Raw genomic sequence first — 24,337 nt, 5'->3', positions numbered from 1 at the left:
GCCTCGCGTCAGACTGGGGCCATGCAGCTCTACTCGGCCTCGCCCCTCGTCCGGACCCGCCAGGTGACCGGAGACGTCGTGGCCGTCGGCCTCGTCGTCCTCTTCGTCGTGCTCGGGGTGAGCATCGCGACCTTCATCGGCACGTTCGCCGACCTCGGGAGGCAACTCGAGGAGGCGGGGGCCGGCTTCCAGGGCACCATGCAGGACGCGTCGCGCGCGCTGGAAGGGCTGCCCCTGGTCGGCGGTGCGGCCAGCGCCCCGTTCGACGGGGCCAGCGGGGCCGGAGAATCCCTCGCCGACGCCGGACGGCAGCAGCAGGACGGCGTGGCCCGGGCGGCGCTGGTCGCCGGACTCGTCGTCGCCGGGGTGCCGAGCCTCGTGGTGCTGTGGGTCTGGCTGCGCGGGCGGATCGCGTTCGTGCGCCGCGCCTCCTCGGTCCGTTCGCTGCTCGCCCTGCCGGGCGGCGAGGACCTGCTCGCGCTGCGGGCACTCACCGGCCGCGACGCGAAGGCCGCCCTCGCCGTGTCTCCCGACCCGGTGGCCGCCTGGCGCTCGGGGGATGCCGCGGTCGTCCGCCGCCTCGCCGACGTGGCCCTGCGGGAAGCGGGCGTGGCCCGGCGCTGACGCGGGCCGACCGGTGCCGACCTCGGGGAGAGGAGACGAGGGAACCTTTCCGGGCGATCGGACATGTACGGGAGGCAGCAACGGATCAGAGGGGACGTCGACATGACGACGAGAAGCGAGCACGACCGGTGACGGGGGACGCCGACGTCTTGGCCCGGGCGGTCGCGGGGGACCCGGCCGCGTTCGGGACCGTCTTCGACCGCCACCAGGCACGGGTGCACGGCCACGCCCTGCGGCTGTGCCGGCACCGGCACGACGCCGAGGACGTCACGGCCATGGTCTTCCTCGAGGCATGGCGCCGTCGGGACACGGTCCGCATCGTCGACGGGTCGGTCCTCGCGTGGTTGCTCGTGACCACGGGCCACGTCGCCCAGAACCTCGCGAGGTCGACCCGTCGACACCGCATCGCCCTGGCCTCCCTGCCGCCGCACGCCGACGTGGACGATCCCGCCGACGACGTCGCGGCGCGACTCGACGTCGTCGATCGGGACCGGCGGTTGAGAGTCGCCCTGGACGGCCTGGGCAAGGTGGATCGCGACGTCCTCGGGCTCTGCGTGCTCGAGGAGTTCCCGATGGCGACCGCGGCCGAGGCTCTCGGCGTGCCCGTCGGGACCGTCAAGTCCCGACTGTCGCGGGCCAAGTCGCGACTCGCCAAAGCGATGTCGGCTTCCGAGTCGGCCTCCGGACGACCCGTCACCCTGAACGGAGAGAACCGATGAGCGACGCACCGAACGACCGTCCGAACGGCCCACACGACGCGCACGACGCGCTCGGCCTCGACCGCGACCGGGCCGCGGCCGTCCGCGGCCTCCTGATCGAGACCGTCGCGCGCGAACCCGACCGCGCCCGTTCGGTCCGTCGCCGGCGGGTCGTCCTGCTGTCGGTGGCCGGCGCGGCCGCCGTGGCGCTGGCCGTCGGGGGCGTCGCGCTCGCCGGGGGCGGCACCCTGCCGTCGGGCAGCGGCGAGGCGGGGCCCACCGCGCTCCCGTCCGACCGACCCGAGGACGACCCCGGCACGTCGCCGGGCGTGGTCGAGCCGGCGGGGACGCCGTCGGCGACACCGGTCCCACCCGCGGCCCCGACGCCGGCGGTCGACGATCCGGCGGCCCCGTCGACCTGGGTCGTGTCCACCGATCGCATCGGACCGCTCGTCCTCGGCGGCCGGCTCGAGGAACAGGCCGCTCTGCTGACGACGTTCGAGCGGGGGCCGGACGACGGCTCCGGCTGTCCGGCGTCGTTCTTCTCGGACGGACGGGGGCTGAACCTCGCCCTCTCGCGGGCATCGTCGCCGGACACGACCGAGATCGCGACCGTCTCCTCCACCCTGGCGGTCGATCCTGCCGCCCTCGCGAGCGCCACCCCCCGCACCGCGTCCGGCATCGGCCTCGGCGACGACGAGGGGCGACTCCTCGCCGCGTACCCGGACGCCGAGCTCACGCTCGACCACGACCAGAACTACGGGACGCAGTACGCCGTCGCCGGCGACGACGGGCGCTACCTCGTGTTCGTGGTGGGGACCTCCGAGCGGATCACCCAGATGAGCGTGGGCACGACGCGGATCGCCCCGCCCGAGTACTGCGGATGAGACGCGACCCCGCGCCTCGGCCGGGAGGCGCGGGGCACGGGCAGGCCCGGCCCACCCGGGCCGGGTAAGCTCGGGGACCATGATCGCACTGGATTTCTCTGAGCAGATTGCCGCCCTCCGGGCCACGTTCGAAGACATCCGTGCGGTGATCGGGCAAGACCGTCTCGTCGCCGAGATCGCCGAGCTCAGCGAGCAGGCCTCGGCCCCCGACCTGTGGGACGACACCGACAACGCCCAGAAGGTCACCAGCGCCCTCAGCCACCGGCAGTCCGAGCTCGAGAAGCTCGAGACCACCGAGGCGCGGCTCGACGACCTCGAGGTGCTCGTCGAGATGGCGAACGACGGCGACGACCAAGAGAGCGCCGACGAGGCCCAGGCCGAGCTCAGGGCCCTGCAGAAGATGATGGACGTCCTCGAGGTGCAGACGCTGCTCGACGGCGAGTACGACCCGCGCCCGGCCGTCATCACGATCCGCGCCGGGGCCGGCGGGGTCGACGCCGCCGACTTCGCCGAGATGCTGCTGCGCATGTACCTGCGCTACGCCGAGAAGCACGGCATGTCCGCCACCGTCATGGACACCAGCTACGCCGAAGAGGCCGGCATCAAGAGCGCCACCTTCGAGATCGACGCCCCCTACGCGTTTGGCACACTCAGCGTCGAGGCCGGCACGCACCGGCTCGTGCGCATGAGCCCCTTCGGCGCCGCCGGCAAGCGCCAGACCAGCTTCGCCGCGGTCGAGGTCATCCCGCTGATGGAAGAGACCGAGTCGATCGACATCCCCGAGAACGACATCCGCGTCGACGTCTTCCGGTCCTCGGGCCCCGGCGGTCAGAGCGTCAACACGACCGACTCGGCCGTGCGGCTGACGCACATCCCGACCGGCACCGTCGTCTCGATGCAGAACGAGAAGAGCCAGATCCAGAACCGCGCCGCCGCCATGCGCGTGCTGCAGTCGCGCCTCCTGCTGCTGCAGAAAGAAGCCGAGAACGCCAAGAAGAAAGAGCTGGCGGGCAACATCACCGCCAGCTGGGGCGACCAGATCCGCAGCTACGTGCTGGCGCCCTACCAGATGGTCAAAGACCTGCGCAGCGAGCACGAGGTCAACAACCCCTCGAACGTCTTCGACGGCGATCTCGACGGCTTCATCTCGGCGGGTATCCGCTGGCGCAAGCGCGACGACCAGGACTGACCGGGCGTCGCCCGCCCGGCGGCTCCCAGCACATCCATAGCCGCCCCGCCGCAGCGAGTCGCTGCGACGATCGTCGCCGGCCGCACTTAGGGTGATCCCCGTCATGATTCGGTTTGATGAAGTCACCAAGGTCTACGTCGGCAACCCCCGGCCCGCGCTGAACGCCGTCACCCTCGAGATCCTCAAGGGCGAGTTCGTGTTCCTCGTCGGGGCGAGCGGCTCCGGCAAGTCGAGCTTCCTGCGGCTCGTGCTGAAGGAAGAGAAGCCGTCCCAGGGCCAGATCCACGTCCTCGGGCAGCGTCTGGGCACGCTCTCGAGCCGCAAGGTGCCGTACTTCCGGCGCAACCTCGGCGTCGTGTTCCAGGACTTCCGGCTGCTGCCGCAGAAGAACGTGTTCGATAACGTCGCGTTCAGCCTCCAGGTCATCGGCAAGAGCAAGGGCTTCATCCAGGAGGCCGTGCCCGACGTCCTCAAGATGGTCGGCCTGGTCGGCAAGCAGCACCGTCTGCCGCACGAGCTCTCGGGCGGCGAGCAGCAGCGCGTCGCCATCGCCCGTGCGATCGTCAACAAGCCGGCGATCCTGCTGGCCGACGAGCCCACCGGCAACCTCGACCCGTCGACCAGCGCCGGCATCATGACCCTGCTCGAGCGCATCAACGCCGGCGGCACGACGGTCATCATGGCGACCCACGACGCGGGCATCGTCGACCAGATGCAACGACGGGTGATCGAGCTCAGCGCGGGCAACATCCTCCGCGACGAGCGTCACGGCGGCTACCAGACCCAGGCGGTGCCCATCCAGGCCATCGGGGTCGAGGACCTCAGCACGAGAGGGGCCGACGCATGAGACTCGGACTCGTCATGAGCGAGGTCGGCAGCGGCCTCCGTCGCAACGCCTCGATGGTCATCTCCGTCGTGCTCGTCACGTTCATCTCGCTGACCTTCGTCGGCACCGCGGCCCTGCTGCAGATGCAGATCACGCAGATGAAGGGCTACTGGTACGACAAGGCCCAGGTCGCCGTCTACCTCTGCACCGACACCGACACGACCGGCAACTGCACCGGGGCGATGGCGACGAAGGACCAGATCGGCGGCGTCCGCGCCCAGCTCGACAGCGACGTCCTGACGCCCTACGTCGACAAGTTCTACTTCGAGGACCAGACCCAGGCCTACGACCGCTTCAAGCAGCAGTTCGCCGATAGCCCGGCCACCGAGTTCGTGCAGCCGGCCTACCTCAACGAGACCTTCTGGGTGAACCTCAAGGACCCGACGCAGTCCGACGTCCTCACCGAGAGCCTGTCGAGCCTGGCGGGCGTCCAGAGCGTCGTCGACCAGCGCGGGTACCTCGACCCGATCTTCTCGGTGCTGAACGCGGCGAGCTACACGGCCATCGGCATCGCCTCGCTCATGTTGATCGCTGCCGTGCTGCTGATCGCCACGACCATCCGGTTGAGCGCGTTCAGTCGTCGCCGAGAACTCGGCATCATGCGGCTGGTCGGGGCGTCCAACCGGTTCATCCAGACGCCGTTCATCCTCGAGGGGGTGATCGCGGCCCTCGTGGGCTCGTTGCTGGCCGGTGGGGCGATCGTCGCGATCGTCAACTTCTTCGTCAAGGGCTACCTGGCGGTGACCTTCCAGGGCACGCCGTTCATCGGCCTGCGGGACGCCGCCCTGGTCGTGCCGATCGTCATCGTTGTCGGCATCCTGCTCGCGGCCCTCAGCGCGAACGTCGCCATCAGGCGCTACCTCAAGGTCTAGAAGCCGGCCCCGTGAAGGAGGCGCGGTGTCCGTCAGACGGGCACTGCGCCTCCTTCGCTGTATACTGAACGGCTGCCTGTCGGCAGCACCCCCACCCGAACGACCAGGAGGCCAGCGTGGCGAAAGAACGCGGTGAGAAGGTCGTGGCCACGAACCGCCGCGCGCGCCACGACTACACGATCGAGACGACGTACGAGGCGGGCATCGTCCTGAGCGGTACCGAGGTCAAGTCGCTGCGGCAGGGCCGCGCGTCGCTGGTCGACGGGTACGCGTTCGTCGACGCCGGCGAGGCCTGGCTCGACGCGGTGCACATCCCCGAGTACACCGAGGGCACCTGGAACAACCACGCACCCCGGCGCAAGCGCAAACTGCTGCTGCACCGCCACGAGATCGACAAGATCGGGCAGAAGACCAAAGAGGGCGGCTTCACGGTCGTCCCGCTCAAGATCTACTTCAGCGACGGTCGGGCCAAGGTCGAGATCGCCCTCGCGAAGGGCAAGCGCGAGTACGACAAGCGCCAGACCCTGCGCGAGCGCACCGCGACGCGCGAGGCGCAGTCGGCGATGTCGGCGCGCAAGCACCTGGGAGAGTGACCGGTCGGTCGTCGGGCACAGGCGGGCGGGTCGCCGACGGTGGCGCGAACGCGTCGGACGACGTAGACTGATGGGCCGCACGGAAACGTGCGTTGGTAATTCAAGAGCGTGTGACGACGGCCCCCTCATGGGGATGATCGGTTTCGACATCGCCTGTGTGCGAACGAGAAGCGGGCCGAGGATCCAGGGTTATCTCGTAAACGATCTCTGGAAAACAATAAGTGCCAATAACAAGCGCACTGACTTCGCTCTCGCTGCGTAAGCAGTAGAGCCACATGGAGTCCGTCAGTCTGGTGACCGCCTTCTAACCAGATCCTGACGTCATTTAGATGGCTTGCTGTGTGACTACGCCTGGGGGTCACACGGGACTTGCACTCGGGCTGGGCTCGTCGACCTAGAAGCCAGTAACAAAGGTCGGAGCCGAGCAGAACGCCTCATCTGGCTACGCCCGTAGAATGCGTGCAATCTCAGCGATGGACGGGGGTTCAATTCCCCCCATCTCCACCACCGGTCGTCGTCACACCTCTCGAACACCGAACGCCCCCGCCTCTCGAGGCGGGGGCGTTCGTGCGTCCCGGGCCTGAGCGGTCTGCGCGGTGTCGCACCGCCGGATGAGCTTCGCACCGCCGAAGTGGACGGTGCGACGTTCACTCGGCGGTGCGACACCTGCGAAGGGGACCGGGGGCCGGGTGTGGCCGCCGCCGGACGCGGCACGGCCCTTGCCGGACGCGGAACGGCCCCCGCCGCTGCCGAGGCAGCGACGGGGGCCGTCGTCGTGGTGCGGGTGTTACTCGCCGGCCACGTCGGTGGTCGCGAGCTTCGCGCGGCGGCGAGCGAGGACCATCAGCGTCGAGCCGAGCAGCAGCACGGCGGCGCCGATGCCGATGGCGGCCTCGGTGCCCTCGCTACCCGTGTACGCCAGGCCCGTGGTGCCGGTGGCGATCGGGGTGGCGGGCAGGGCTGCGGGCGTCACGGCGGCGACGAGGCTGAACGCCACGTCGGCCGAGGGGTCCGAGACGATCGGCTGACCGGCGGCGTCGAGCACCGGCAGGCCGTCGGCGTCGAGGAGGAACGACACCGCGGCGGCCGTGTAGTCGTTCGGCGTCAGGGCGAGGGTGACGGTCCAGTTGCCGGCGGCGTCGACCACGATCGGGTCGGCGGGGTCGGCGGGGACCGCAGCGGCGGCGGCGCGTCCGTTCTCGGCGGCCTCGAGCTCGTCCAGCTGGTCCGTCGGGACGACGGCCAGCAGGATGTTCGAGCCGGGGGTGCCGGTGCCCTCGAAGGTGACCTGGTCACCGACGACGACCTGACCCTGGGTGGGCGAGGTGATGACCGGGGCGTCGAGGACGACGTCGGTCGGCGGAACGACCACGGCGGGCAGGTTGAACGAGCGGGGGACGTCACCCGAGCCGGCGCCGCCCGTGACCTGGGTCACGCGGACGGACTGCGCCACCGTGGCGTCGTCCGGGTAGGTGTAGTCGAGCGTCCAGCGGCCGTCGACGACGACGATCGCACCGGTGCCGGGGAGGCGGTTGCCGTCGGCGCCGAGGACGTTGACGGTCGAGCCGGAGGTGCCGGTTCCCGAGAAGGTGACGGTACGCGTGGCGGTGGTGGTGTCCGCGGCGGGCGTCTCGACGACGAGCGTCTGGCCCTGCGGCAGGACGAACGCGACGGGGGCGTCGCCGGTCCCGGAGCCACCCGTGACCTGGGTCACGCGCACGCTCTGGTTGCGGTCGACGGTCTCGGGGTAGGTGTACTGGAGCGACCACTGGCCGTCGACGACGGCGACGGCACCGGTGCCGGGGAGGCGGTTGCCGTCGGTGCCGAGCACGTTGACGGTCGAACCCGAGATGCCGGTGCCCGAGAAGGTGACGGTGCGCGAGGCGAGCTGCTGGCCGACCTCGGGGGTCGTGACCGCGAAGACCTCGACCGGGGCGACGGCGGGCAGGCTGAACGAGCGCGTGACGGTCGGGTCGAAGCCGCTGAAGCCCTTCTCGCCGTCCACGAAGATGGTCTGCGCCACGATCGCCGTGTCGGGGTACTGGATCGTCGTCGAGAAGGCGCCGGTGGCGTCGGTGGTCGTGCGGGCGAGCACGGCTCCGTCGGTGTCGGTGTCCTTGATGATCACGTTGGCGTCGGCGATCGCCGTACCCGCCACGGTGACCAGACGCGAGTCCGTGGTCGAGGCGGCGGTCGGCGAGGTGACGATCAGGTCACTGTCGACGGCCTGGGCCGCCGTGGTGGAGAGGAGGGCCCCTCCGAGGGCGAGCGTGAGGACGGCCGGGACGGCCACCGCACGGCGCCAGGAGAACTTGGTGATCACGTGGTGAGTGCTTTCTTGATCGGTGGTGCAAGCGTCATCGCTTGTCCGCCCCCGGCCCAGCGCCGGGTGAGACGCGCAGCACGAAGGGAACCCCCCGTGCCCATCGAACCTATCCGGAACCTGAGAGAAACCCACCGAACTGTCCGGAATGCGCAGGGTGGTTGTCGCGTCACCCCTGTTTCACCTGGGTGAGAGTCGACGCCGGGGCCGGCGGCTCGGCGGGCGGGGCGTCAGACCGGCGCGGGCCCCGACGACCCTCGCCGCACGAGCGACGCGGGTGGCGCCTCGACCGACGCCACGGCCTCTCCCGCCAGCACGCCGAGCAGCATGCCCGCGGCCACCTCGCCGAGGCGTTGCACGTCGTGGCTGACCGCCGAGAGCGGGGGCGTCGACAACTGGCACTGCGACGAGTCGTCCCACGCCACGAGCGTCAGTCGCGTCGGCACCTCGACCCCGAGTCGCTGCGCCGCGGCGAGGCCGCCGAGCGCCATCTGGTCGTTGTCGAAGACGACGGCCGTCGGCGGCGTCGGCCCCGAGAGCAGACGCGAGAGGGCGGCCGCGCCGGCGTCCCACGAGTAGTCGCCCTCGATCGTCTCGACCACGGACGAGGAGGCGCGACTCGCGGTGACCAGCGCCTCCTGCCTGACCTGCGTGTGCAGCAGCGCTCCCGGGCCCGACACGTGCGCGAGTCGACGGTGCCCGTCCGCGACGAGCGCGGCGACGGTGTCGCGCATGGCGACGCCGTCGCCGGTCCAGACGGCGGGCAGGTCTCCCGAGAGGGCGGGGTCGCCGAGCACGACCGCGGGCAGGCCGAGCTCGCGCAGCAGGGCCGGTCGGGGGTCGTCGTCGGTGAGGTCGACGAGCACGACCGCGCCGAAGTCGCCCGAGGCCGCCCACCGCCGGTAGGCCGACAGCTCGGCGTCGCGGTCGGCGAGGGCCTGCAGCAGCAGGGTGTGGCCGCGGGGGCGCAGCACCCGTTCGATGCCGGCGATCAGTTCGTGGTAGAACGGCTCCGCCCCCAAGATCTCGCCGGGGCGGACGAGGGCGAGACCGACACGACGGCGGTCGCCCGGCCCGGCAGGGGCCACCCGGGTGTCGACGATCGAGTCGGTCATGCGCCCGAACCTACAGCCCCCGACAGGTCGGAGCGACGCCCGTGGTGACCCGCGACCCCGACCGGACCCCGACGCAGCCCCCTGCCCGGCCCGCGACGCCGTGGCGGTCGCACGCCTCGCCGCCCACCCCGGCACAGCCCGCGACGCAGCCCGCCTCGCAGCCGGCGCCCCAGCCGGCGCCCCAGCCCGCGCCGCAGACCAGCCGCGAACTCGTGGTCGACCTCGTGCGGTCGTCGGGCCCGATCAGCCGCGTCGAGCTCGCCCAGGCCAGCGGGCTGACGCAGGCGTCGATCTCGACGATCGTCCGGCGGCTGCTGGACGAGGGGCTCGTCCGGGAGACCGGCCGGGTCGCGTCGACCGGTGGCAAGCCGCGCACGATGGTCGAGATCAACCCGCGTGCCGTCTACGGCATGGGCGTGCAGATCGGCGAGGACGCGCTCACCTACGTCGTCACCGACATGCGCGGGGGAGTCGTCGGGCGCCTGCAGGTCGACGCCGGGCCCGCCACGTCCGACGACGTCACGGCCGCCGCGGTCCGCATCGTCGACGGCTTCCACGACGTCGTCGGCAGCCTCGGCCTCGCGAGCGGGGCGGTGGCCGGCCTGGCCGTCGTCGGTCCCCGCGCCACCCTCGCCCACGGGGTGCGCACCGGGCCCCGGTCGACCGAGAGCGCCCTCCACGCCGGGCTGCACGCCGCGCTGGCCCTGCGCCTCGGCCTGCCCGTGATCGTCGACAACGATGCGGCGGCCGCCGCGCTCGGCGAGTTCTGGAGTCGCCAGGTGCCGCGCTCCGAGACCTTCGCCTGCGTCTACCTCGGCACGGGGGTCGGCTCGGGCATCGTGCTCGACGGGGCCCTGCACCGGGGCGCGAGTTCGGGTGCCGGAGAGCTCGGCCACGTGTCGATCGACCTCGACGGCGAGCCCTGCTACTGCGGCAACCGCGGCTGCCTCGAGCTCGCGGCGTCGCCCGGGGCCGTCGTGGCCCGGGCCCGTCGCGACGCCGCCGCGTTCGACGACCTCGGCCTCGCCTGGGCGCCGGGCGGGGTCGCGCGCGACTTCGACCTGCTCGCCCGCGCGGCGATCGCCGGTCACGCCGCGGCCGACGGGCTCGTCACGCGCGCCGCCGAGCAGCTGGCCGCGGGAGTCGTCACGCTCGCCAACCTGCTCGACCTCGACCGCGTCGTGCTGAGCGGCCCCGGGGTCGCGGTCGCCGGCTCGATCTACGCCCGGGCGGCCGTCGAGGCCCTGGCCCGCACGGCGTTCTCGCGGGGCGTGCACACCACGAGGGTCGAGGTCTCGACCGACCCGCGCGACGCGGCCGCGATCGGTGCGGCCGCCCTCGTCGTGCAACGCGCCATCTCGCGCTGACCCCGCGACGGTGCCCGGACCCGGCCCGCGCCTCCTCGGCACCGCGAGTCGTGCACTGCACCGGGTCCGGTCGGCGGCCCGGGCGGGCCCGCACGTCTCCGCGCCGCGTTCCGTGCAGCGCACCGCCTCTAGTCGGGGTGCCGTGCACGAAACGCGGTGCGGTGTGTGGGGAAGGTGCGCCGCACGGCATGCACCCGCTGCCCGGCGGGCCCACACGCCTCCGCGCCGCGTTCCGTGCAGCACACCGCGTCTCGTCGGGGTGCCGTGCACGAAACGCGGTGCGGTGCGTGGGGAAGGTGCGCCGCACGGCATGCACCCGCTGCCGGGCGGGCCCGCACGTCTCCGCGCCGCGTTCCGTGCAGCACACCGCGTCTAGTCGGGGTGCCGTGCACGAAACGCGGTGTGGTGCGGGCCGGGCGAGCGCGGGTCGGGCCGGTGTGGTTCGCCTCGGCACCGCAGGAGGCGCGGGTCACGATCCCGACACGTCCTCACGACTTTCTTGACTCGCTTACGTAAGTCGTCTAAGAAAGACCCCGGGACCAGGCGACGGCGCCTGGCACGACGAAGGGTCGACGATGCCTCTCTCCATGACCAACCGCCGACGGGTCGGGTTCGGTGCGATCGCACTCGCGACCGCCGCGGGCCTCGCGCTCACCGGCTGCAGCGCCTCGAGCGGCGGCGACGAAGGCGGCATCACCGCCAACACGGGCCCGGCGGGCGACCTCACGGCCAACTTCAACCCGTTCTCGGCCACGGCCGACAGCACCTCGCAGGGCCTGCTCTACGAGCAGCTCTTCTACTACAACGTGCTCACCGGCGCCGACCCCAAGCCCATGCTGGGTGAGGACTACGAGTGGAACGACGACGGCACCGAGCTGACGGTCGACCTGCGCACCGGCGTGCAGTGGAGCGACGGCGAGGACTTCACGGCGGACGACGTCGCGTACACGTTCCAGACGATGCTCGACAAGCCCGAGCTGAACCGCGTCGGCTTCGAGGGCACCGTCGAGGCCACGGACGACGACACGGTGGTCTTCACCTTCGCCGACACGTCGTTCGTCAAGGGCCCGGACATCCTCGGCCAGGCCGCGATCGTGCCCGAGCACGTCTTCTCGAAGCTCGCCGACATCGCGACCGACCCGGTCGAGAAGCCGATCGGCACCGGGCCCTACATGCTCGACACCTTCACCCCGCAGAGCTACGTCTACAAGGCGAACCCGAACTACTGGCAGTCGGGCAAGCCCGAGGTCAAGAGCATCCGGTACATCGCCCTGGCGAACAACACCTCGGCCACCGACGCGATCGTCGGCGGCGACCTCGACTGGTCGAGCATCTTCATCCCCGAGGCCGACAAGGTGCTCGGCAGCAACCCCGACGTCAGCTACGTCGCCACCCCGCTGCAGCAGATCACGTTGATGACCTGCTCGAACGCCGACCTCGGCTGCACGGGCCCGCAGACCGACCCGGCCGTGCGCCAGGCGATCTACAAGGCGATGAACCGCGACCAGCTGAACGACCTGGCCTTCTCGGGCACGAACAAGCAGATCTCGCCGACCTTCATGACCCTCGGTCGTGACGACGACTACATCAGCCCCGACGTCGAGAAGGAGACGCCGATGACGGCCGACACCGCGGGCGCCGACGCGCTCCTGCAGTCGGCCGGCTACGCGAAGGGCTCGGACGGCATCTACGCCAAGGACGGCCAGAAGCTGCAGCTCGAGATCCAGGTCGTCACCGGCTACTCGGACTACATCGCGGCGATCGACGCCATGGCCGAGCAGCTGCGCGCGGTCGGCATCGAGATCACGCAGAGCGCCAAGTCGTACAACGAGTGGGTCGCCGCCCGCAACAACGGGCAGTTCCAGCTCACGATGGACTCGCTCGGCCAGGGCCCCTCGACCGACCCGTACTACCTCTACAACGGCAACTTCGACTCGACGACGACCTCGCCGGTGGGCGAGCAGGCGATCAACAACTTCGCCCGCTACTCGAACCCGACCGTCGACGCCGCGATCGTCGCGGCCGAGCAGACCGACGACGTCGCGGCGAAGACCGAGCAGTACTTCACGATCCAGAAGGAGATCGTGGCGGACATGCCGTACATCCCCGTGCTGCTGCAGTCCACGCTCACCGAGTTCAACAGCGCGAAGGTGACCGGCTGGCCCACGGGCGACGACGACACCGAGAACTTCCCGGCGACGTGGAAGACCTGGGACAACGCCCAGACCGTCCTGAACCTGAAGCTCAAGTGACCGTGGTCGGGACCGAGAAGGTCAGGAGGCGCGGATGAGGTACGTCGCGCAGAAGGTCGGCTTCTACGCGGTCGCGTTGTTCGCGGCCCTGACGCTGAACTTCTTCATCCCGCGGTTGCTGCCCGGTGACCCGGTGGACATCCTGCTGGCCAAGATGCAGCAGAAGGGACCGGTCAGCGAGGCGACCGTGACCAGCCTGCGCCTCCTTCTCGGTTCCGACTCGGACGAACCCCTGTTCTCGCAGTACGTGCAGTACCTCGGCAACCTGGCCCGGGGGGACCTCGGCATCTCGGTGTCGTACTTCCCGGCCGGGGTGTCGACCATCATCGGCCAGGCCATCCCGTGGACGATCGCCCTGATCGGCATCGCGACGATCCTGTCGTTCGTCTTCGGGGTGGGTCTCGGGACCCTCGCCGGCTGGAAGCGTGGCTCGGTGCTGGACAACTTCATCCCGGTGACGACGATGTTCCAGGCGGTGCCGTACTTCTGGCTCGCGCTCATCCTGTTGTACGTGTTCGGCAGCGTCCTGCGGGTGTTCCCGCTGTCGGGCGGCTACAACGTGTACGAGGCGACGCCGGGGCTCAACTGGACGTTCGTCCAGAGCGCGGTGCTCTACGGCACGCTGCCGGCGTTGACGATCATCATCTCGTCGGTCGGCGGCTGGCTGCTCGGCATGCGCAACATGATGGTGTCGACCCTCAGCGAGGACTACATCGTCACCGCCGAGGCCAAGGGCCTGTCGCCGATGCGCATCCGCCAGAGCTATGCGGCCCGCAACGCGGTGCTGCCGCAGTTCGCGGGCTTCGCGATCTCGCTCGGGTTCGTCGTGTCCGGCTCGATCGTGACCGAGCAGGTGTTCTCGTACCCGGGCATCGGCAACGCGCTCTTCACGGCGACGCAGAACAACGACTACGCGCTGATGCAGGGCATCTTCCTGGTCATCACCCTCGCCGTGCTGGGGACGAACTTCATCGTCGACCTGATGTACGGCTTCATCGACCCGCGCACGCGCGCCAAGCGTTAGGACGACGAGCATGTCCACGATCGACCTCGGCCAGCTCGCCGACCCGAACTCGCCCACCGGCGACAGCGGCGCGGGCACCGGCCGGAAGGGCCTCAAGCGGGTCTTCCCGCACGTGACGCCCAAGCTCTGGGTGGGGGCGGGCATGATCGCCGCCATCGCCCTGTTCGGCCTGGTCTTCCCGTTCGTCGTCCAGAACCCGCAGGCCATCAGCGACGTCGGCCTGAGCGCCCCGAGCGGCGAGCACCTGCTCGGCACCACGCAGACCGGGCAGGACGTCTTCGCCCAGCTGGCGTACGCGACCCGCGGCTCGCTGCTGATCGGCGTGCTGGTCGGCGTCGTCGCGATGGCGTTGGCCATCGTCTTCGGCGTGATCGGCACCTACGTCGGCGGGTTCGTCGACGAGGCGTTCTCGCTGTTCTCGAACGTCGTGCTGGTGATCCCCGGCCTGCCGCTCGCCATCATCGTGTCGAGCTACGTGCCGCAGAAGGGCCTCGTGGTGATCGCCTTCGTGATCGTCATCACGAGCTGGGCGGCCAGCGCCCGCGTGCTGCGCGCCATCACGCTGAGCCTGCGGTCGCGCGACTACGTCGCCGCGTCGCGGGTGTCGGGCGAGAAGACCTGGCGCATCGTCGCCGTCGAGATCCTGCCCAACGTGCTGCCGGTGCTGGCCAGCCAGTTCTTGTTCGCGGTGATCTTCGCGATCCTCGCCGAGGCGGGACTGTCGTTCCTGGGGCTCGGCGTCTCGGGCCAGTTCACCTGGGGCTCGATGCTCTACTTCGCGCAGAACGGGCTCGCTCTACGACTCGGCGCCTGGTGGTGGTTCGTGCCGCCGGGGCTGATGATCGCGCTGCTGGGGTGCGCGCTGTCGCTGATGAACTTCGCCATCGACGAGATCATCAACCCGAAGCTGCGCGACCAGACCCGGGCCGGCGTCAGCCGGGCCGACCGCAAGCGACTGGCGCGGGCCGAGGCCGCCGCCGGCACCACCGAGGGGGCCACCGCATGAGCACCGTCCTGACCGTCGAGGACTTCAGCGTCGACTACGCCGTCGAGCACCCCGTGCACGCCGTCAAGAACGTCAGCTTCGAGCTGGCCCGGGGCGAGATCCTCGGGCTGGCGGGCGAGTCGGGCTGCGGCAAGACGACGCTCGCCTACGGCATCAACCGGCTGCTCAAGTCGCCGGCCGTGATCACGGGCGGTCGGGTGGTCTTCCACGACGCCGAGGGCGCCGACATCCTGCTGCCCGAGCTCGACGACAAGGCGTTGCGGGCGTTCCGCTGGGACAAGCTGTCGATGGTGTTCCAGGGGGCGATGAACGCGCTCAACCCGGTGACGACGATCCAGGCCCAGCTCGAGGACGTCTTCAAGACGCACCGGCCGTACTGGAAGAAGGCCGACCGCGTCGAGCGGGCGGGCAAGCTGCTCGAGACCGTCGGGGTCGACCGCAACCGGCTCCGGTCGTATCCGCACGAACTCTCGGGCGGCATGCGCCAGCGCGTGATGATCGCGATGGCGCTCGCCCTCGGCCCGCAGATGATGATCATGGACGAGCCGACCACCGCCCTCGACGTCGTGGTGCAGCGCGAGATCCTGCGCGAGATCGGGCGGTTGCGCGACGAGTTGGGCTTCGCGGTCATCTTCATCACCCACGACCTGCCGTTGCTGCTCGAGATCAGCGACCGCATCGCCGTGATGCGCGCGGGCGAGATCGTCGAGATCGGGGAGTCCACCGAGCTCTACACGAACCCGCAGCACGAGTACACGAAGAAGCTGCTCGGGTCGTTCCCGAGCCTCACGGGCGACCGCGGGGCGTTCATCCGCAGCGGGGTCGACGAGACGGCCGGGGACGGCGCGACCCGCGCCTCCTCGGGGCACGAACGGGCGACGTCCGTCGCCACGAGCACAGGAGGCGCGGCGTGAGCACGCTCGAGTTCCGGAACGTCGTCAAGGACTACCGGGTGCGCGGGGGCCGGGGCGAGAAGGGTCGCCTGCGCGCGGTGGACGACGTCAGCTTCACGCTGGAGGCCGGCAAGACGGTGGCCCTGGTCGGTGAGAGCGGCAGCGGCAAGTCGACCATCGCCAAGATGCTGCTGCAGCTCGAACGGCCGACGAGCGGCTCGATCGTGCTCGACGGTGCGGTGGCGCCCCGGCACGGCGAGGCCCTCCGGCGCTACCGCAGCGACGTGCAGATGGTCTTCCAGGACCCGTTCGCCTCGCTCAACCCGTTCCACTCGATCGGGCACCACCTGGCGCGGCCGCTGCTGCTGCACGGCAAGGCGACCCGCTCGACGGTCGACGAGAAGGTGCGCGACCTGCTCGGGCGGGTGCAGCTCGGCCCGGCCGCCGACGTCGCCGCGCGTCGACCGCACGAGCTGTCGGGTGGGCAGCGGCAGCGCGTGGCGATCGCCCGGGCCCTGGCGCCCGAGCCGCGCATCCTCATCGCGGACGAGCCGGTCTCGATGCTCGACGTGTCGATCCGGCTCGGGGTGCTCAACCTGCTGGCCGACCTGCAGCGGCAGGAGGACCTCGGCGTGCTCTACATCACGCACGACCTGGCGACGGCCCGCCACTTCTCGGACGAGATCCTCGTGATGTACAAGGGGCAGGTGGTCGAGCGCGGGACCCCCGACGAGGTCATCCTGAACCCGCAGCACCCCTACACGCAGCAGCTCGCCGAGGCCGCGCCCGACCCCGAGAAGCGCATCGCCGAGCGGCGCGCCGCCCGCGCCTGACCGGCACCGCCCCTCCTGCGCCTGAACCGCGCCCCATCCGCCCGGCCATGAACCCGGTTTCGAACGTTGCACCCCGTTGCTTCCGGGTGTTTCGTTCGAAACGGGGTTCATGGTGGGCGGGCCCGACCCCACGCCACACCCTCGATCGCTGGGAGCGACATGAGCACCACCGACACCACCACCACCGACACCACCACCACCGGCACCACGACCCGCGCGACGCAGCGCGCCGTCCGCACCCTGCACACCGGCTGGAGCCTGCGCAGCACCGCGGGCCCCGTGCCTCCCGAGATCGCGGCCGTCGACGTGCCCGCGACCGTCCCGGGCACGGTGCACACCGACCTGCTGGCGGCCGGTCTGATCGTCGACCCGTACCTGGACGCGAACGAGCACCTGCTCGCCTGGATCGGCCAGGCCGACTGGTCGTACGCGACGACCTTCGACTGGCGGCCCGACGGGCACGACCGTCACGAGCTGGTCTTCGCGGGCCTCGACACCGTGGCCACCGTGCTGCTCAACGGCGAGGTCGTCGCCGAGACGCGCAACCAGCACCGCACCTACCGGGTCGGGGTCGACGGACGGCTGCGCGAGGGCTCGAACGATCTCGAGGTGCGTTTCGGGTCGCCGGTGGCCTACGCCGACGCGCAGAGCCTGGCACTCGGCTACAGGCCGCACGTGAACCACCACCCCTACAACGCGATCCGCAAGATGGCGTGCAGCTTCGGCTGGGACTGGGGACTCGACACGGCGACCTCGGGCATCTGGAAGCCGGTGACGCTCGAGTCGTGGTCGTCGGTGCGGCTGGCGTCGGTCCGACCGGTCGTGACGGTCGACGGGTCGCGCGGCGTCGTCGACGTGCACGTCGACCTCGAGCGGGCGGGGGCGTCGGCCGGGGCGGCGGCCGAGTCGGTGACCGTCCGGGCGACCGTCGGCGACGTCACGCAGGAGGCGCGGGTCGAGCCGGGCGCGGACTCCGTCGTCGTGCAGGTGGTCGTCGACGACCCCGAGCTCTGGTGGCCGCGGGGTCACGGCGGGCAGCCGCTCTACGACGTGACGGTCTCGGTGACCGGGGGAGGGGACGGGGACGCGGGCCGCGCCTCCTCGGGGGGTGACGGCGACGGGGTCGACGCGACCCGCGCCTCCTCGGGTGACGGGGAGCGGGCGGGCGACGTGCTCGACGAGTGGTCGTCGCGGATCGGGTTCCGCACCGTCGAGGTGCGGGTCGAGCCCGACGAGGTCGGCACGAGCTTCACGGTGGTGGTGAACGGAGAGCCGTTGTGGATCAAGGGGGCGAACTGGATCCCCGACGACGCGTTCCCGCACCGCATCGGACGCGACCGCTACCGGGAGCGCATCGAGCAGGCCGAGTTCGGCAACGTGAACCTGCTGCGGGTGTGGGGCGGCGGCATCTTCGAGTCCGACGACTTCTACGAGCTGTGCGACGAGCGCGGCATGCTCACCTGGCAGGACTTCCTCTTCGCCTGTGCCGCCTACGCGGAGGAGGACCCGCTGCGCGGCGAGGTCGAGGCCGAGGTGCGCGACAACGTGACGCGGCTCATGACCCACCCGAGCCTGGTGCTGTGGACGGGCAACAACGAGAACATCTGGGGCCACGACGAGTGGGGCTGGGAGCGCCGGCTCGACGGGGCGACCTGGGGGCTGGGCTACTACCTCGACCTGCTGCCGGCGCTGGTGGGCGAGCTCGACCCGGGGCGTCCGTACGCGGCGGGCAGCCCCTGGTCGGGCAGCCTCGACGTGGCGCAGAGCGACCCCGACCACGGGTCGGTCCACTTGTGGGAGCAGTGGAACCGCAAGGACTACCCGACGTACCGCGACGTCGTGCCGCGCTTCGTGGCCGAGTTCGGCTGGCAGGGGCCGCCGACCTGGTCGGCGATGACCCGCGCGATCCACGACGAGCCGCTGACGCCCGAGTCGCCCGGCATGATCGTGCACCAGAAGGCCATGCAGGGCAACGACAAGCTGACCGACGGCCTGCTGGCGCACTACCGGCTGCCCGACGAGATCGAGGCGTGGCACTGGGCGATGCAGCTGAACCAGGCGAACGCGGTGCAGGTGGCGCTCGAGCACTTCCGGTCGCACGCCCCGCGGTGCAGGGGTGCCGTGGTGTGGCAGATCAACGACTGCTGGCCGGTGACGTCGTGGGCCGCCGTCGACGGCGACGGGCAGCGCAAGCCGCTGCTCTACGCGATGCGGCACGCGTTCGCCGACCGGCTCGTGACGATCCAGCCCCGGGACGGCGGCCTCGCGGTGGTCGTGGTCAACGACACCGAGGAGGCGCTGGCCGGCCCGGTCACGGTGCGTCGCGTCGCGTACGACGGTCGCGTCCTCGCCTCGGAGCAGGTGTCGCTCACGGTGGCGGCCCGCGACACGGTGACCGTGCCGGTGCCCCCGGCCGTGGCGGCGTTCGGCGCTCCGGAGTCGGAGCTGCTCGTGGCGTCGGTGGACGGGGTCTCACGAGGACTGTGGTTCCCGGTCGAGCCGCGGGACTCGGCGCTCGCCGCGGCGTCGCTGTCGACGTCGGTGACCGCGCTGGGCGAGGGTTCGGGGTCGGGCGCGGGCTACCGGGTCGAGGTGACGGCGGGTTCGTTCGTGCGTGACCTGGCCCTGCTCGTCGACAAGGTCGACCCTGCCGCGACCGTGGACGAGATGCTCGTGACGCTGCTGCCGGGCGAAGCGGCCGTGTTCATGGTGGCGTCCGAGGTGGTGGGCGTGGGGGAGGAGTTCGTCGCGCAACGGGTGTTGCGTACCGCGAACGAGTTGGTCGGGTGACGGAGGCCGTCGTCCGGGGCGGGGGAGTCCGGCGAGGAATCGTCGGCTCCTTGTTATAGTCAGGTGCGCTGTGGCCGAGATCCGTGACCGAGTGCTAGGGGAGCGAGCCGCATGAGCGACATCTTCACGCTGACGCCGGACGAGGGCGACGGTGGCGAGCCGACGCCGCAGAAGAAGCGCAGGCGTCGTCGCTCGAAGCCGGTCATCGCTCTGATCACGCTGGCATCGGTGCTGGTGGGGGTCATCGTGATCGTCGGGGTCGTGGGCGGCGTCTACGCGTCGCGACTGGCGAACTCGTTCAACGACAATGCGACGAAGATCGAGCAGGCCTTCCCCGAGGAGTCGACGCGTCCGGCGCCGGCATCCGACGGGGCGATGAACATCCTGCTGATGGGCTCGGACTCCCGGGCCGACGCGACGACCATCGACGACCCGTCGTCGTCGGACCAGCGGACCGACTCGATGATGCTCGTGCACGTCGACGCCGACCGCGAGAACGTCTACGTGATGTCGATCATGCGCGACCTCTACGTGCCGATCCCCGGCCACGGCTCGAACAAGATCAACGCGGCCTTCGCCTACGGCGGCTCACCCCTGACCGTGCAGACCGTCGAGCAGCTACTCGGCGTCCGGATCGACCACGTGGCCATCATCGACTTCGAGGGCTTCAAGGGCATGACCACGGCGCTGGGCGGGGTCGACGTGTTCTCGCCGCAGGCGTTCTCAGCCGGTGAGTACTCGTACGTAGCCGGTCTGAACAAGCTCGAAGGCGACCGGGCTCTCCGCTTCGTCCGGGAACGTCATGCTTTTGCCGACGCGGACTTCACCCGCGTCAAGAACCAACAGGCGTTCGTCAAGGGCCTGGCGAACACGGTCCTGAGCCGGTCGACGCTGACCGACCCGGGCAAGGTCTCGGCTTTCGTCACGGCGATGTCGCCCTACCTCACTGTCGACAAGCAATTCGACATCGGAACGATCGCTTCGCTCGGTGTCAGCCTGCGGTCGATCGACGCGTCCAAGATGCACTTCTTCACCGTCCCGACGGCCGGCACCGGCTCGGTCGGAGGCCAGTCCATCGTGAACGTCGACCAACCCGGCCTCGACGCCGTCAAGGCCGCCCTGGCCAACGACTCGTTGAACACCCTGCCCATCAGTCAGTAGCAGCACTCATCTGGCAATCACGCCGCATCGCACGTGTTCGCGTCGTCGCGTCACGATCAAAAGAGAGTCACGAAAATGAAGACGGTCATCGTAGGTCAGGGGTACGTGGGACTGCCGGTCGCCATGAGGGCGGTCGAGGCAGGCCACGTCGTCGTAGGCATCGACCTCGACGTCAATCGAATCGAACTGCTTCAAGCCGGCACATCGTACGTCGATGACATCAGCGATGCCACGCTGACGAGCGCGCTTGACAGTGGTCGCTATCTGGCGACCACCCACTACGAAGACGTCGACGGCTTCGATTTTGCGGTCATCACCGTACCCACCCCGTTGCGGGATTCCCTGCCCGATCTCAGTTTCATCGAGAAGTCAGCCGCATCACTGGCGCCATTCGTCAGGCCTGGGGTCACGGTCATTCTCGAGTCGACGACCTACCCGGGCACCACAGAAGAACTCCTGTCGCCCATTCTCGAAAGCGGATCAGGCCTTCGAGCAGGCGTGGATTTCTACGTTGGATACAGCCCCGAGCGCATCGACCCCGGCAACAAAGTCTGGGGATTCAAGGAGACGCCGAAGGTCGTCTCGGGCATGAATCCAGTTTCGCTGAGGAGCGTTCAGGGCTTTTACGACGAACTCGTAGACACCACCGTGCCAGTGTCCGGTACGAAGGAGGCCGAGCTCACGAAGTTGCTGGAGAACACCTTTCGACACGTCAATATAGCCCTCGTGAACGAGTTGGCCATCTTCGCCGATCAACTCGGAGTCAACGTCTGGGAGAGCATCGAAGCAGCGTCGTCGAAGCCATTCGGATTCATGAAGTTCACACCGGGCCCGGGCGTGGGGGGTCATTGTCTACCCGTCGATCCGAGCTACCTGTCGTGGCAGGTACGCAAGCAACTCGGTATGAACTTCCGCTTCGTCGAGCTTGCGAACGACGTGAACGACCACATGCCGAATTATGTGGTGCAGCGGGTGATGACCATGCTGAACGATCGATCGAAGTCGGTTCGAGGAGCCCGGATCAGTCTCGTTGGACTCGCGTACAAACCGAATACTGGTGACATCAGAGAAGCGCCGTCTATCCGAATCATCGAGCTACTCCTCGGTCTCGGTGCCGTCGTGAGCGGCCTCGACTCCCACGTCGAAGACCACCGATGGCCGTCGGGCGTCGTCCGGGTCCCCTCAGTCGAGGCCGCGGTCGACGAAGCGGACTTGGTCATCGTCTTGACCAACCATGCTGACATCGAACTGAACGTATTGTCGACGTCGGGAGTCCCCGTATTCGATGCGAGAAACGTGGTCACGGGGCCAGAAGTGGAAAGACTCTGATGGTCTGTTCCGGCATCCGTCTCCGAGACGTGGCCTAGGGTGCCGGTGGCTGCCGACACGTCGGCCGCGAAATTGTCACAGGGCTTGCCCCGAGACAACAACTTCGATTTCCTCCGGCTGCTCGCAGCGCTGACCGTCGTGGTGCATCACGTCGTCTTCTACGTCGATGTCCAATTCCTGTGGGTCACTCGGGAGAACAATTGGTGGTTCTCGGGCGGAGTGCCCCTCTTCTTCATCCTGAGTGGCATGCTCATCTACGCCTCTGCGGAGAAAGCATCCGACACCGGCCGCCGCTGGCGCGAGTTCTACTTCAACCGCTTCCTTCGGATCGCTCCCGCTCTCTACATCTGTCTCGCGGGAACACTTCTCATCCTCGCCGCCGCGGGATTCTTGGCCGCAGCCAGCCCACGGGAGGTTCTGGCGCTCGTCGGTAGTTACCTTTTCTTCGTCCCGGTCTACAACCCGGACTTTGTCGGCGCTTTCGGCGGCGGAATCGTCAACAGCAGCCTGTGGACGATTCCGGTCGAGGTGTCCTTCTACGTCGTCGTGCCCCTGCTGGTCAAGATGCGGGCCAAGACGAATTGGCGTTCGATGATCGCCATCGTTCTGGTCGTTGGCATAGGCAGCCTCCTCCTCTACGCCGCTGTGGGTGGCAACGGGGCGGCGTCTCGCCTCTGGCTCCTGTTCGGGCTGTCCTTTGCCCCGTACCTCTTCTACTTCGCCCTCGGCATGATCATCGGCCACACGTGGCGAAGCATTCCTTGGCGCGGTGATGTCGCTCTGATCGCTGTGGTGCTCTACTTCGCCATCACGACCAACGGGTTGGGTATCTCGTCGCAGGCAGATCTACTCGTCAATGCTGCCGCGGCGATTCCGCTTGCTTACTCCGCTACTTGGCTCGGGCTGAAGGGGCCACGCGTTCTACGGCGCTTCACTTCCAGGGTCGGCGACTTGAGTTTCAGTTCTTACCTCTGGCACCAGGTGTTCATCAACGTGGTTCTCCTGACCGGCTTCGCCCGCCTCCTCACCGGCGAGGCCCTCGTTGCGATGGTGCTTGCTGCAACGGTCGCAGTGGCGTTGCTGTCTTGGTGGTTCGCGGAGAAGCCCGCTCTCCGCCTGAAGCGGTATTCACTCCGGTCCTGACGGGCCGCCCTCGCCAGCAGGCTCTTGGCTTCGCCGGTGACTCGACGGTGATCACCGTCGATGATCGAACCTCACGCCCTCAGATACGACGGGAGGGAGGCCCTGCGAGGGGTTTGTCGATGGTGGTCGCGAAGGGGCTCGCTGGCCGGGACGCATCGAAGTCCGAAGGGGTCGGCGCTTCCCGCGGTGTCAGGAGACCTTGGCCCAGCACGATGGAGAGCAACAAGACCTTCGACAAGCCGACGTAGAGGCCGTCCGGCTCGAGCAGCGAAGTCATGAGCACGATGATCGCCATGCAACGAACGACGAACACATGCCCCCCACCCGGTATCGGGCGCCTGAACAGAACGATGGACAAGGCGACGGTGAGGAGGACAGCCACGATCAGCCCGACGAAGCCTGCCTCGATCGCGAACGTCAAGAACGGAGTGTGCGGGTTGAGGGACTCGAGATCGTTGGGCGTTGCCCCGAAGACCGGGTCTGCGACGAACGCCTGCCACGCCTTCGCGTTGAGGTCACCACGGCCTGTCGTGACATCCGAGGAGTCGGACCTCAGGATCAGCGTCTCGAGCTGCGACCTGAAGCGGACCATGACAGCGAGACCGAGCCCCGCGAGGAGCGCGATGCGAATGCGGCTCCGGCGGCTCTTGTGCAGGAGCATGGCTCCGACCGCCACGGCGAGTGAGAGGACCCCACCACGACCTTGGCTCTCGTAGAGGCCACCGAGGAGAACTGCCAGTACGACAAGTCGGAAAATCAGCACGATCAAGCGTGCCCCGCCTTGCGGTCGCGGCCACAACCACGAGGACAAGGTCAGGACTGCGGCGATGGCGAGCAACGGGGCCAGGGTCGTGCTGTTGAAGCTGAAGCCCGAGTACCTGAAACCGAATGCGCTGGGCATTCCGAAGAAGGGCAGGCCGGCGACTTGGAGGGCGATGTCGGCTGCGCTGGCGGCCATTCCGAGGATGAAACCGCGCAGGAGGTCCTTGTGGAGCCCCCGCCTCTGAGACAGCAGAACTCCTGCCAGCGCGGAGAGTATCCCGATGATTCCACGAACTAGTTGTTCCGGACTGCCATCTAGTCCTTTTGCGACGGAGGCCAGGCCGATGAAGACGAGACCGGCGAAGCACATCAAGACGAACGGGTTTCCGTCCCGCGAAGTGTCACGGCGCGTTCGAACGAACAGAATGACGAGGAGCCCGTAGCGCGAAGCATCGAGGTACGTCGGGTTGACGCCGGAGATGAAGTCGATCGGCAAGATGACGCCGAGTGCGAACGCGACGGCCCTCTTCGGGAGGAGGAAAGCGGTGGCTATCCCGAGAACGGCGAGGAATGCGAGAACCAAGGTCATG

The 24,337-nt window shown here is 69.2% G+C and carries 20 protein-coding genes and 1 other RNA gene; 18 read left to right on the top strand and 3 right to left on the bottom strand.

Annotated elements, in window-relative coordinates:
* Positions 1 to 21: 21 nt before the first annotated feature.
* From HQQ78_RS03620 to ssrA, 8 genes are all read left to right on the top strand, one after another.
* Entirely contained in the window at positions 22 to 624 is a 603-nt protein-coding gene (locus HQQ78_RS03620; RefSeq protein WP_173151060.1) for a hypothetical protein, read from the top strand.
* A 128-nt stretch (positions 625 to 752) separates the two neighbouring features.
* On the top strand, positions 753 to 1,343 hold the full coding sequence (locus HQQ78_RS03615; protein WP_173151059.1) for an RNA polymerase sigma factor: 591 nt from the start codon (positions 753 to 755) through the stop codon (positions 1,341 to 1,343).
* Positions 1,340 to 2,209: a hypothetical protein gene (locus HQQ78_RS03610; RefSeq protein WP_173151058.1), complete on the top strand. Its 870-nt coding sequence runs from the start codon at positions 1,340 to 1,342 to the stop codon at positions 2,207 to 2,209. The genes HQQ78_RS03615 and HQQ78_RS03610 overlap by 4 nt, the downstream gene beginning before the upstream one ends.
* 79 nt (positions 2,210 to 2,288) lie before the next feature.
* On the top strand, positions 2,289 to 3,398 hold the full coding sequence (prfB, locus tag HQQ78_RS03605) for a peptide chain release factor 2 (RefSeq protein ID WP_056046106.1): 1,110 nt from the start codon (positions 2,289 to 2,291) through the stop codon (positions 3,396 to 3,398).
* 103 nt (positions 3,399 to 3,501) lie between these two features.
* Complete coding sequence (ftsE, locus tag HQQ78_RS03600; protein WP_043593759.1) at positions 3,502 to 4,245, top strand: cell division ATP-binding protein FtsE; 744 nt, start codon at positions 3,502 to 3,504, stop codon at positions 4,243 to 4,245.
* Positions 4,242 to 5,156, top strand: a complete 915-nt coding sequence (ftsX, locus tag HQQ78_RS03595; RefSeq protein WP_123570322.1) for a permease-like cell division protein FtsX — start codon at positions 4,242 to 4,244, stop codon at positions 5,154 to 5,156. The genes ftsE and ftsX overlap by 4 nt, the downstream gene beginning before the upstream one ends.
* A gap of 116 nt (positions 5,157 to 5,272) precedes the next feature.
* A complete protein-coding gene (smpB, locus tag HQQ78_RS03590; protein ID WP_056046102.1) occupies positions 5,273 to 5,749 on the top strand; it encodes an SsrA-binding protein SmpB in 477 nt (158 codons plus the stop codon).
* Between the two features lie 129 nt (positions 5,750 to 5,878).
* Positions 5,879 to 6,256: a transfer-messenger RNA gene (ssrA, locus tag HQQ78_RS03585) on the top strand.
* Between the two features lie 280 nt (positions 6,257 to 6,536).
* Here ssrA and HQQ78_RS03580 read toward each other — a convergent pair.
* Positions 6,537 to 8,072, bottom strand: a complete 1,536-nt coding sequence (locus tag HQQ78_RS03580) for a hypothetical protein (protein WP_173151057.1) — start codon at positions 8,070 to 8,072, stop codon at positions 6,537 to 6,539.
* A 230-nt stretch (positions 8,073 to 8,302) separates the two neighbouring features.
* On the bottom strand, positions 8,303 to 9,187 hold the full coding sequence (locus HQQ78_RS03575; RefSeq protein WP_173151056.1) for a LacI family DNA-binding transcriptional regulator: 885 nt from the start codon (positions 9,185 to 9,187) through the stop codon (positions 8,303 to 8,305).
* A 41-nt stretch (positions 9,188 to 9,228) separates the two neighbouring features.
* Here HQQ78_RS03575 and HQQ78_RS03570 point away from each other — a divergent pair, with 41 nt between their 5' ends.
* The 10 genes from HQQ78_RS03570 (at position 9,229) to HQQ78_RS03525 (ending at position 22,985) form a co-directional block, all read left to right on the top strand.
* Positions 9,229 to 10,554 carry an ROK family transcriptional regulator gene (locus HQQ78_RS03570; RefSeq protein WP_216844149.1) on the top strand — a complete coding sequence of 442 codons (1,326 nt, stop codon included), beginning with the start codon at positions 9,229 to 9,231 and terminating at the stop codon, positions 10,552 to 10,554.
* Between the two features lie 587 nt (positions 10,555 to 11,141).
* Positions 11,142 to 12,806, top strand: coding sequence for an ABC transporter substrate-binding protein (locus HQQ78_RS03565; protein ID WP_173151055.1), 1,665 nt, complete (start codon positions 11,142 to 11,144; stop codon positions 12,804 to 12,806).
* Between the two features lie 34 nt (positions 12,807 to 12,840).
* Entirely contained in the window at positions 12,841 to 13,830 is a 990-nt protein-coding gene (locus HQQ78_RS03560) for an ABC transporter permease (protein ID WP_123570318.1), read from the top strand.
* Between the two features lie 10 nt (positions 13,831 to 13,840).
* Positions 13,841 to 14,836, top strand: a complete 996-nt coding sequence (locus HQQ78_RS03555) for an ABC transporter permease (RefSeq protein ID WP_082460275.1) — start codon at positions 13,841 to 13,843, stop codon at positions 14,834 to 14,836.
* Entirely contained in the window at positions 14,833 to 15,750 is a 918-nt protein-coding gene (locus HQQ78_RS03550; protein ID WP_173151054.1) for an ABC transporter ATP-binding protein, read from the top strand. Before HQQ78_RS03555 ends, HQQ78_RS03550 begins: the two co-directional genes overlap by 4 nt.
* The gene (locus HQQ78_RS03545) at positions 15,747 to 16,562 is read left to right on the top strand and encodes an ABC transporter ATP-binding protein (RefSeq protein ID WP_056046094.1); all 816 of its coding nucleotides are present in this window, start codon (positions 15,747 to 15,749) and stop codon (positions 16,560 to 16,562) included. Before HQQ78_RS03550 ends, HQQ78_RS03545 begins: the two co-directional genes overlap by 4 nt.
* A gap of 159 nt (positions 16,563 to 16,721) precedes the next feature.
* The gene (locus tag HQQ78_RS03540; RefSeq protein ID WP_173151053.1) at positions 16,722 to 19,352 is read left to right on the top strand and encodes a glycoside hydrolase family 2 protein; all 2,631 of its coding nucleotides are present in this window, start codon (positions 16,722 to 16,724) and stop codon (positions 19,350 to 19,352) included.
* A 111-nt stretch (positions 19,353 to 19,463) separates the two neighbouring features.
* Positions 19,464 to 20,513 (top strand): LCP family protein, encoded by a 1,050-nt coding sequence (locus HQQ78_RS03535; protein WP_173151052.1) that lies wholly within the window; start codon positions 19,464 to 19,466, stop codon positions 20,511 to 20,513.
* A 75-nt stretch (positions 20,514 to 20,588) separates the two neighbouring features.
* Positions 20,589 to 21,842, top strand: a complete 1,254-nt coding sequence (locus tag HQQ78_RS03530) for a nucleotide sugar dehydrogenase (RefSeq protein ID WP_173151051.1) — start codon at positions 20,589 to 20,591, stop codon at positions 21,840 to 21,842.
* Positions 21,843 to 21,887: 45 nt separating this feature from the next.
* A complete protein-coding gene (locus tag HQQ78_RS03525; protein ID WP_173151050.1) occupies positions 21,888 to 22,985 on the top strand; it encodes an acyltransferase in 1,098 nt (365 codons plus the stop codon).
* A gap of 79 nt (positions 22,986 to 23,064) precedes the next feature.
* Here HQQ78_RS03525 and HQQ78_RS03520 read toward each other — a convergent pair whose 3' ends face one another.
* On the bottom strand, positions 23,065 to 24,336 hold the full coding sequence (locus tag HQQ78_RS03520) for an O-antigen ligase (protein WP_173151049.1): 1,272 nt from the start codon (positions 24,334 to 24,336) through the stop codon (positions 23,065 to 23,067).
* Position 24,337 lies beyond the last annotated feature (1 nt).

The organism is Frigoribacterium sp. VKM Ac-2859 (assembly GCF_013204925.1).
In the GTDB taxonomy this organism is placed as follows: domain Bacteria; phylum Actinomycetota; class Actinomycetes; order Actinomycetales; family Microbacteriaceae; genus Frigoribacterium.
Note: the sequence above shows the minus strand (reverse complement) of the source record. Positions and strands in the feature narration are given on the sequence as shown.

Coding starts and splice junctions, on each gene's coding strand:
- HQQ78_RS03565 (WP_173151055.1), top strand. CDS start 11,142: ATGACCAACCGCCGACGGGTCGGGTTCGGTGCGATCGCACTCGCGACC.
- HQQ78_RS03555 (WP_082460275.1), top strand. CDS start 13,841: ATGTCCACGATCGACCTCGGCCAGCTCGCCGACCCGAACTCGCCCACC.
- HQQ78_RS03560 (WP_123570318.1), top strand. CDS start 12,841: ATGAGGTACGTCGCGCAGAAGGTCGGCTTCTACGCGGTCGCGTTGTTC.
- HQQ78_RS03520 (WP_173151049.1), bottom strand. CDS start 24,336: ATGACCTTGGTTCTCGCATTCCTCGCCGTTCTCGGGATAGCCACCGCT.
- HQQ78_RS03535 (WP_173151052.1), top strand. CDS start 19,464: ATGAGCGACATCTTCACGCTGACGCCGGACGAGGGCGACGGTGGCGAG.
- ftsX (WP_123570322.1), top strand. CDS start 4,242: ATGAGACTCGGACTCGTCATGAGCGAGGTCGGCAGCGGCCTCCGTCGC.
- HQQ78_RS03550 (WP_173151054.1), top strand. CDS start 14,833: ATGAGCACCGTCCTGACCGTCGAGGACTTCAGCGTCGACTACGCCGTC.
- HQQ78_RS03540 (WP_173151053.1), top strand. CDS start 16,722: ATGAGCACCACCGACACCACCACCACCGACACCACCACCACCGGCACC.
- prfB (WP_056046106.1), top strand. CDS start 2,289: ATGATCGCACTGGATTTCTCTGAGCAGATTGCCGCCCTCCGGGCCACG.
- HQQ78_RS03530 (WP_173151051.1), top strand. CDS start 20,589: ATGAAGACGGTCATCGTAGGTCAGGGGTACGTGGGACTGCCGGTCGCC.
- HQQ78_RS03610 (WP_173151058.1), top strand. CDS start 1,340: ATGAGCGACGCACCGAACGACCGTCCGAACGGCCCACACGACGCGCAC.
- HQQ78_RS03620 (WP_173151060.1), top strand. CDS start 22: ATGCAGCTCTACTCGGCCTCGCCCCTCGTCCGGACCCGCCAGGTGACC.
- HQQ78_RS03575 (WP_173151056.1), bottom strand. CDS start 9,187: ATGACCGACTCGATCGTCGACACCCGGGTGGCCCCTGCCGGGCCGGGC.
- ftsE (WP_043593759.1), top strand. CDS start 3,502: ATGATTCGGTTTGATGAAGTCACCAAGGTCTACGTCGGCAACCCCCGG.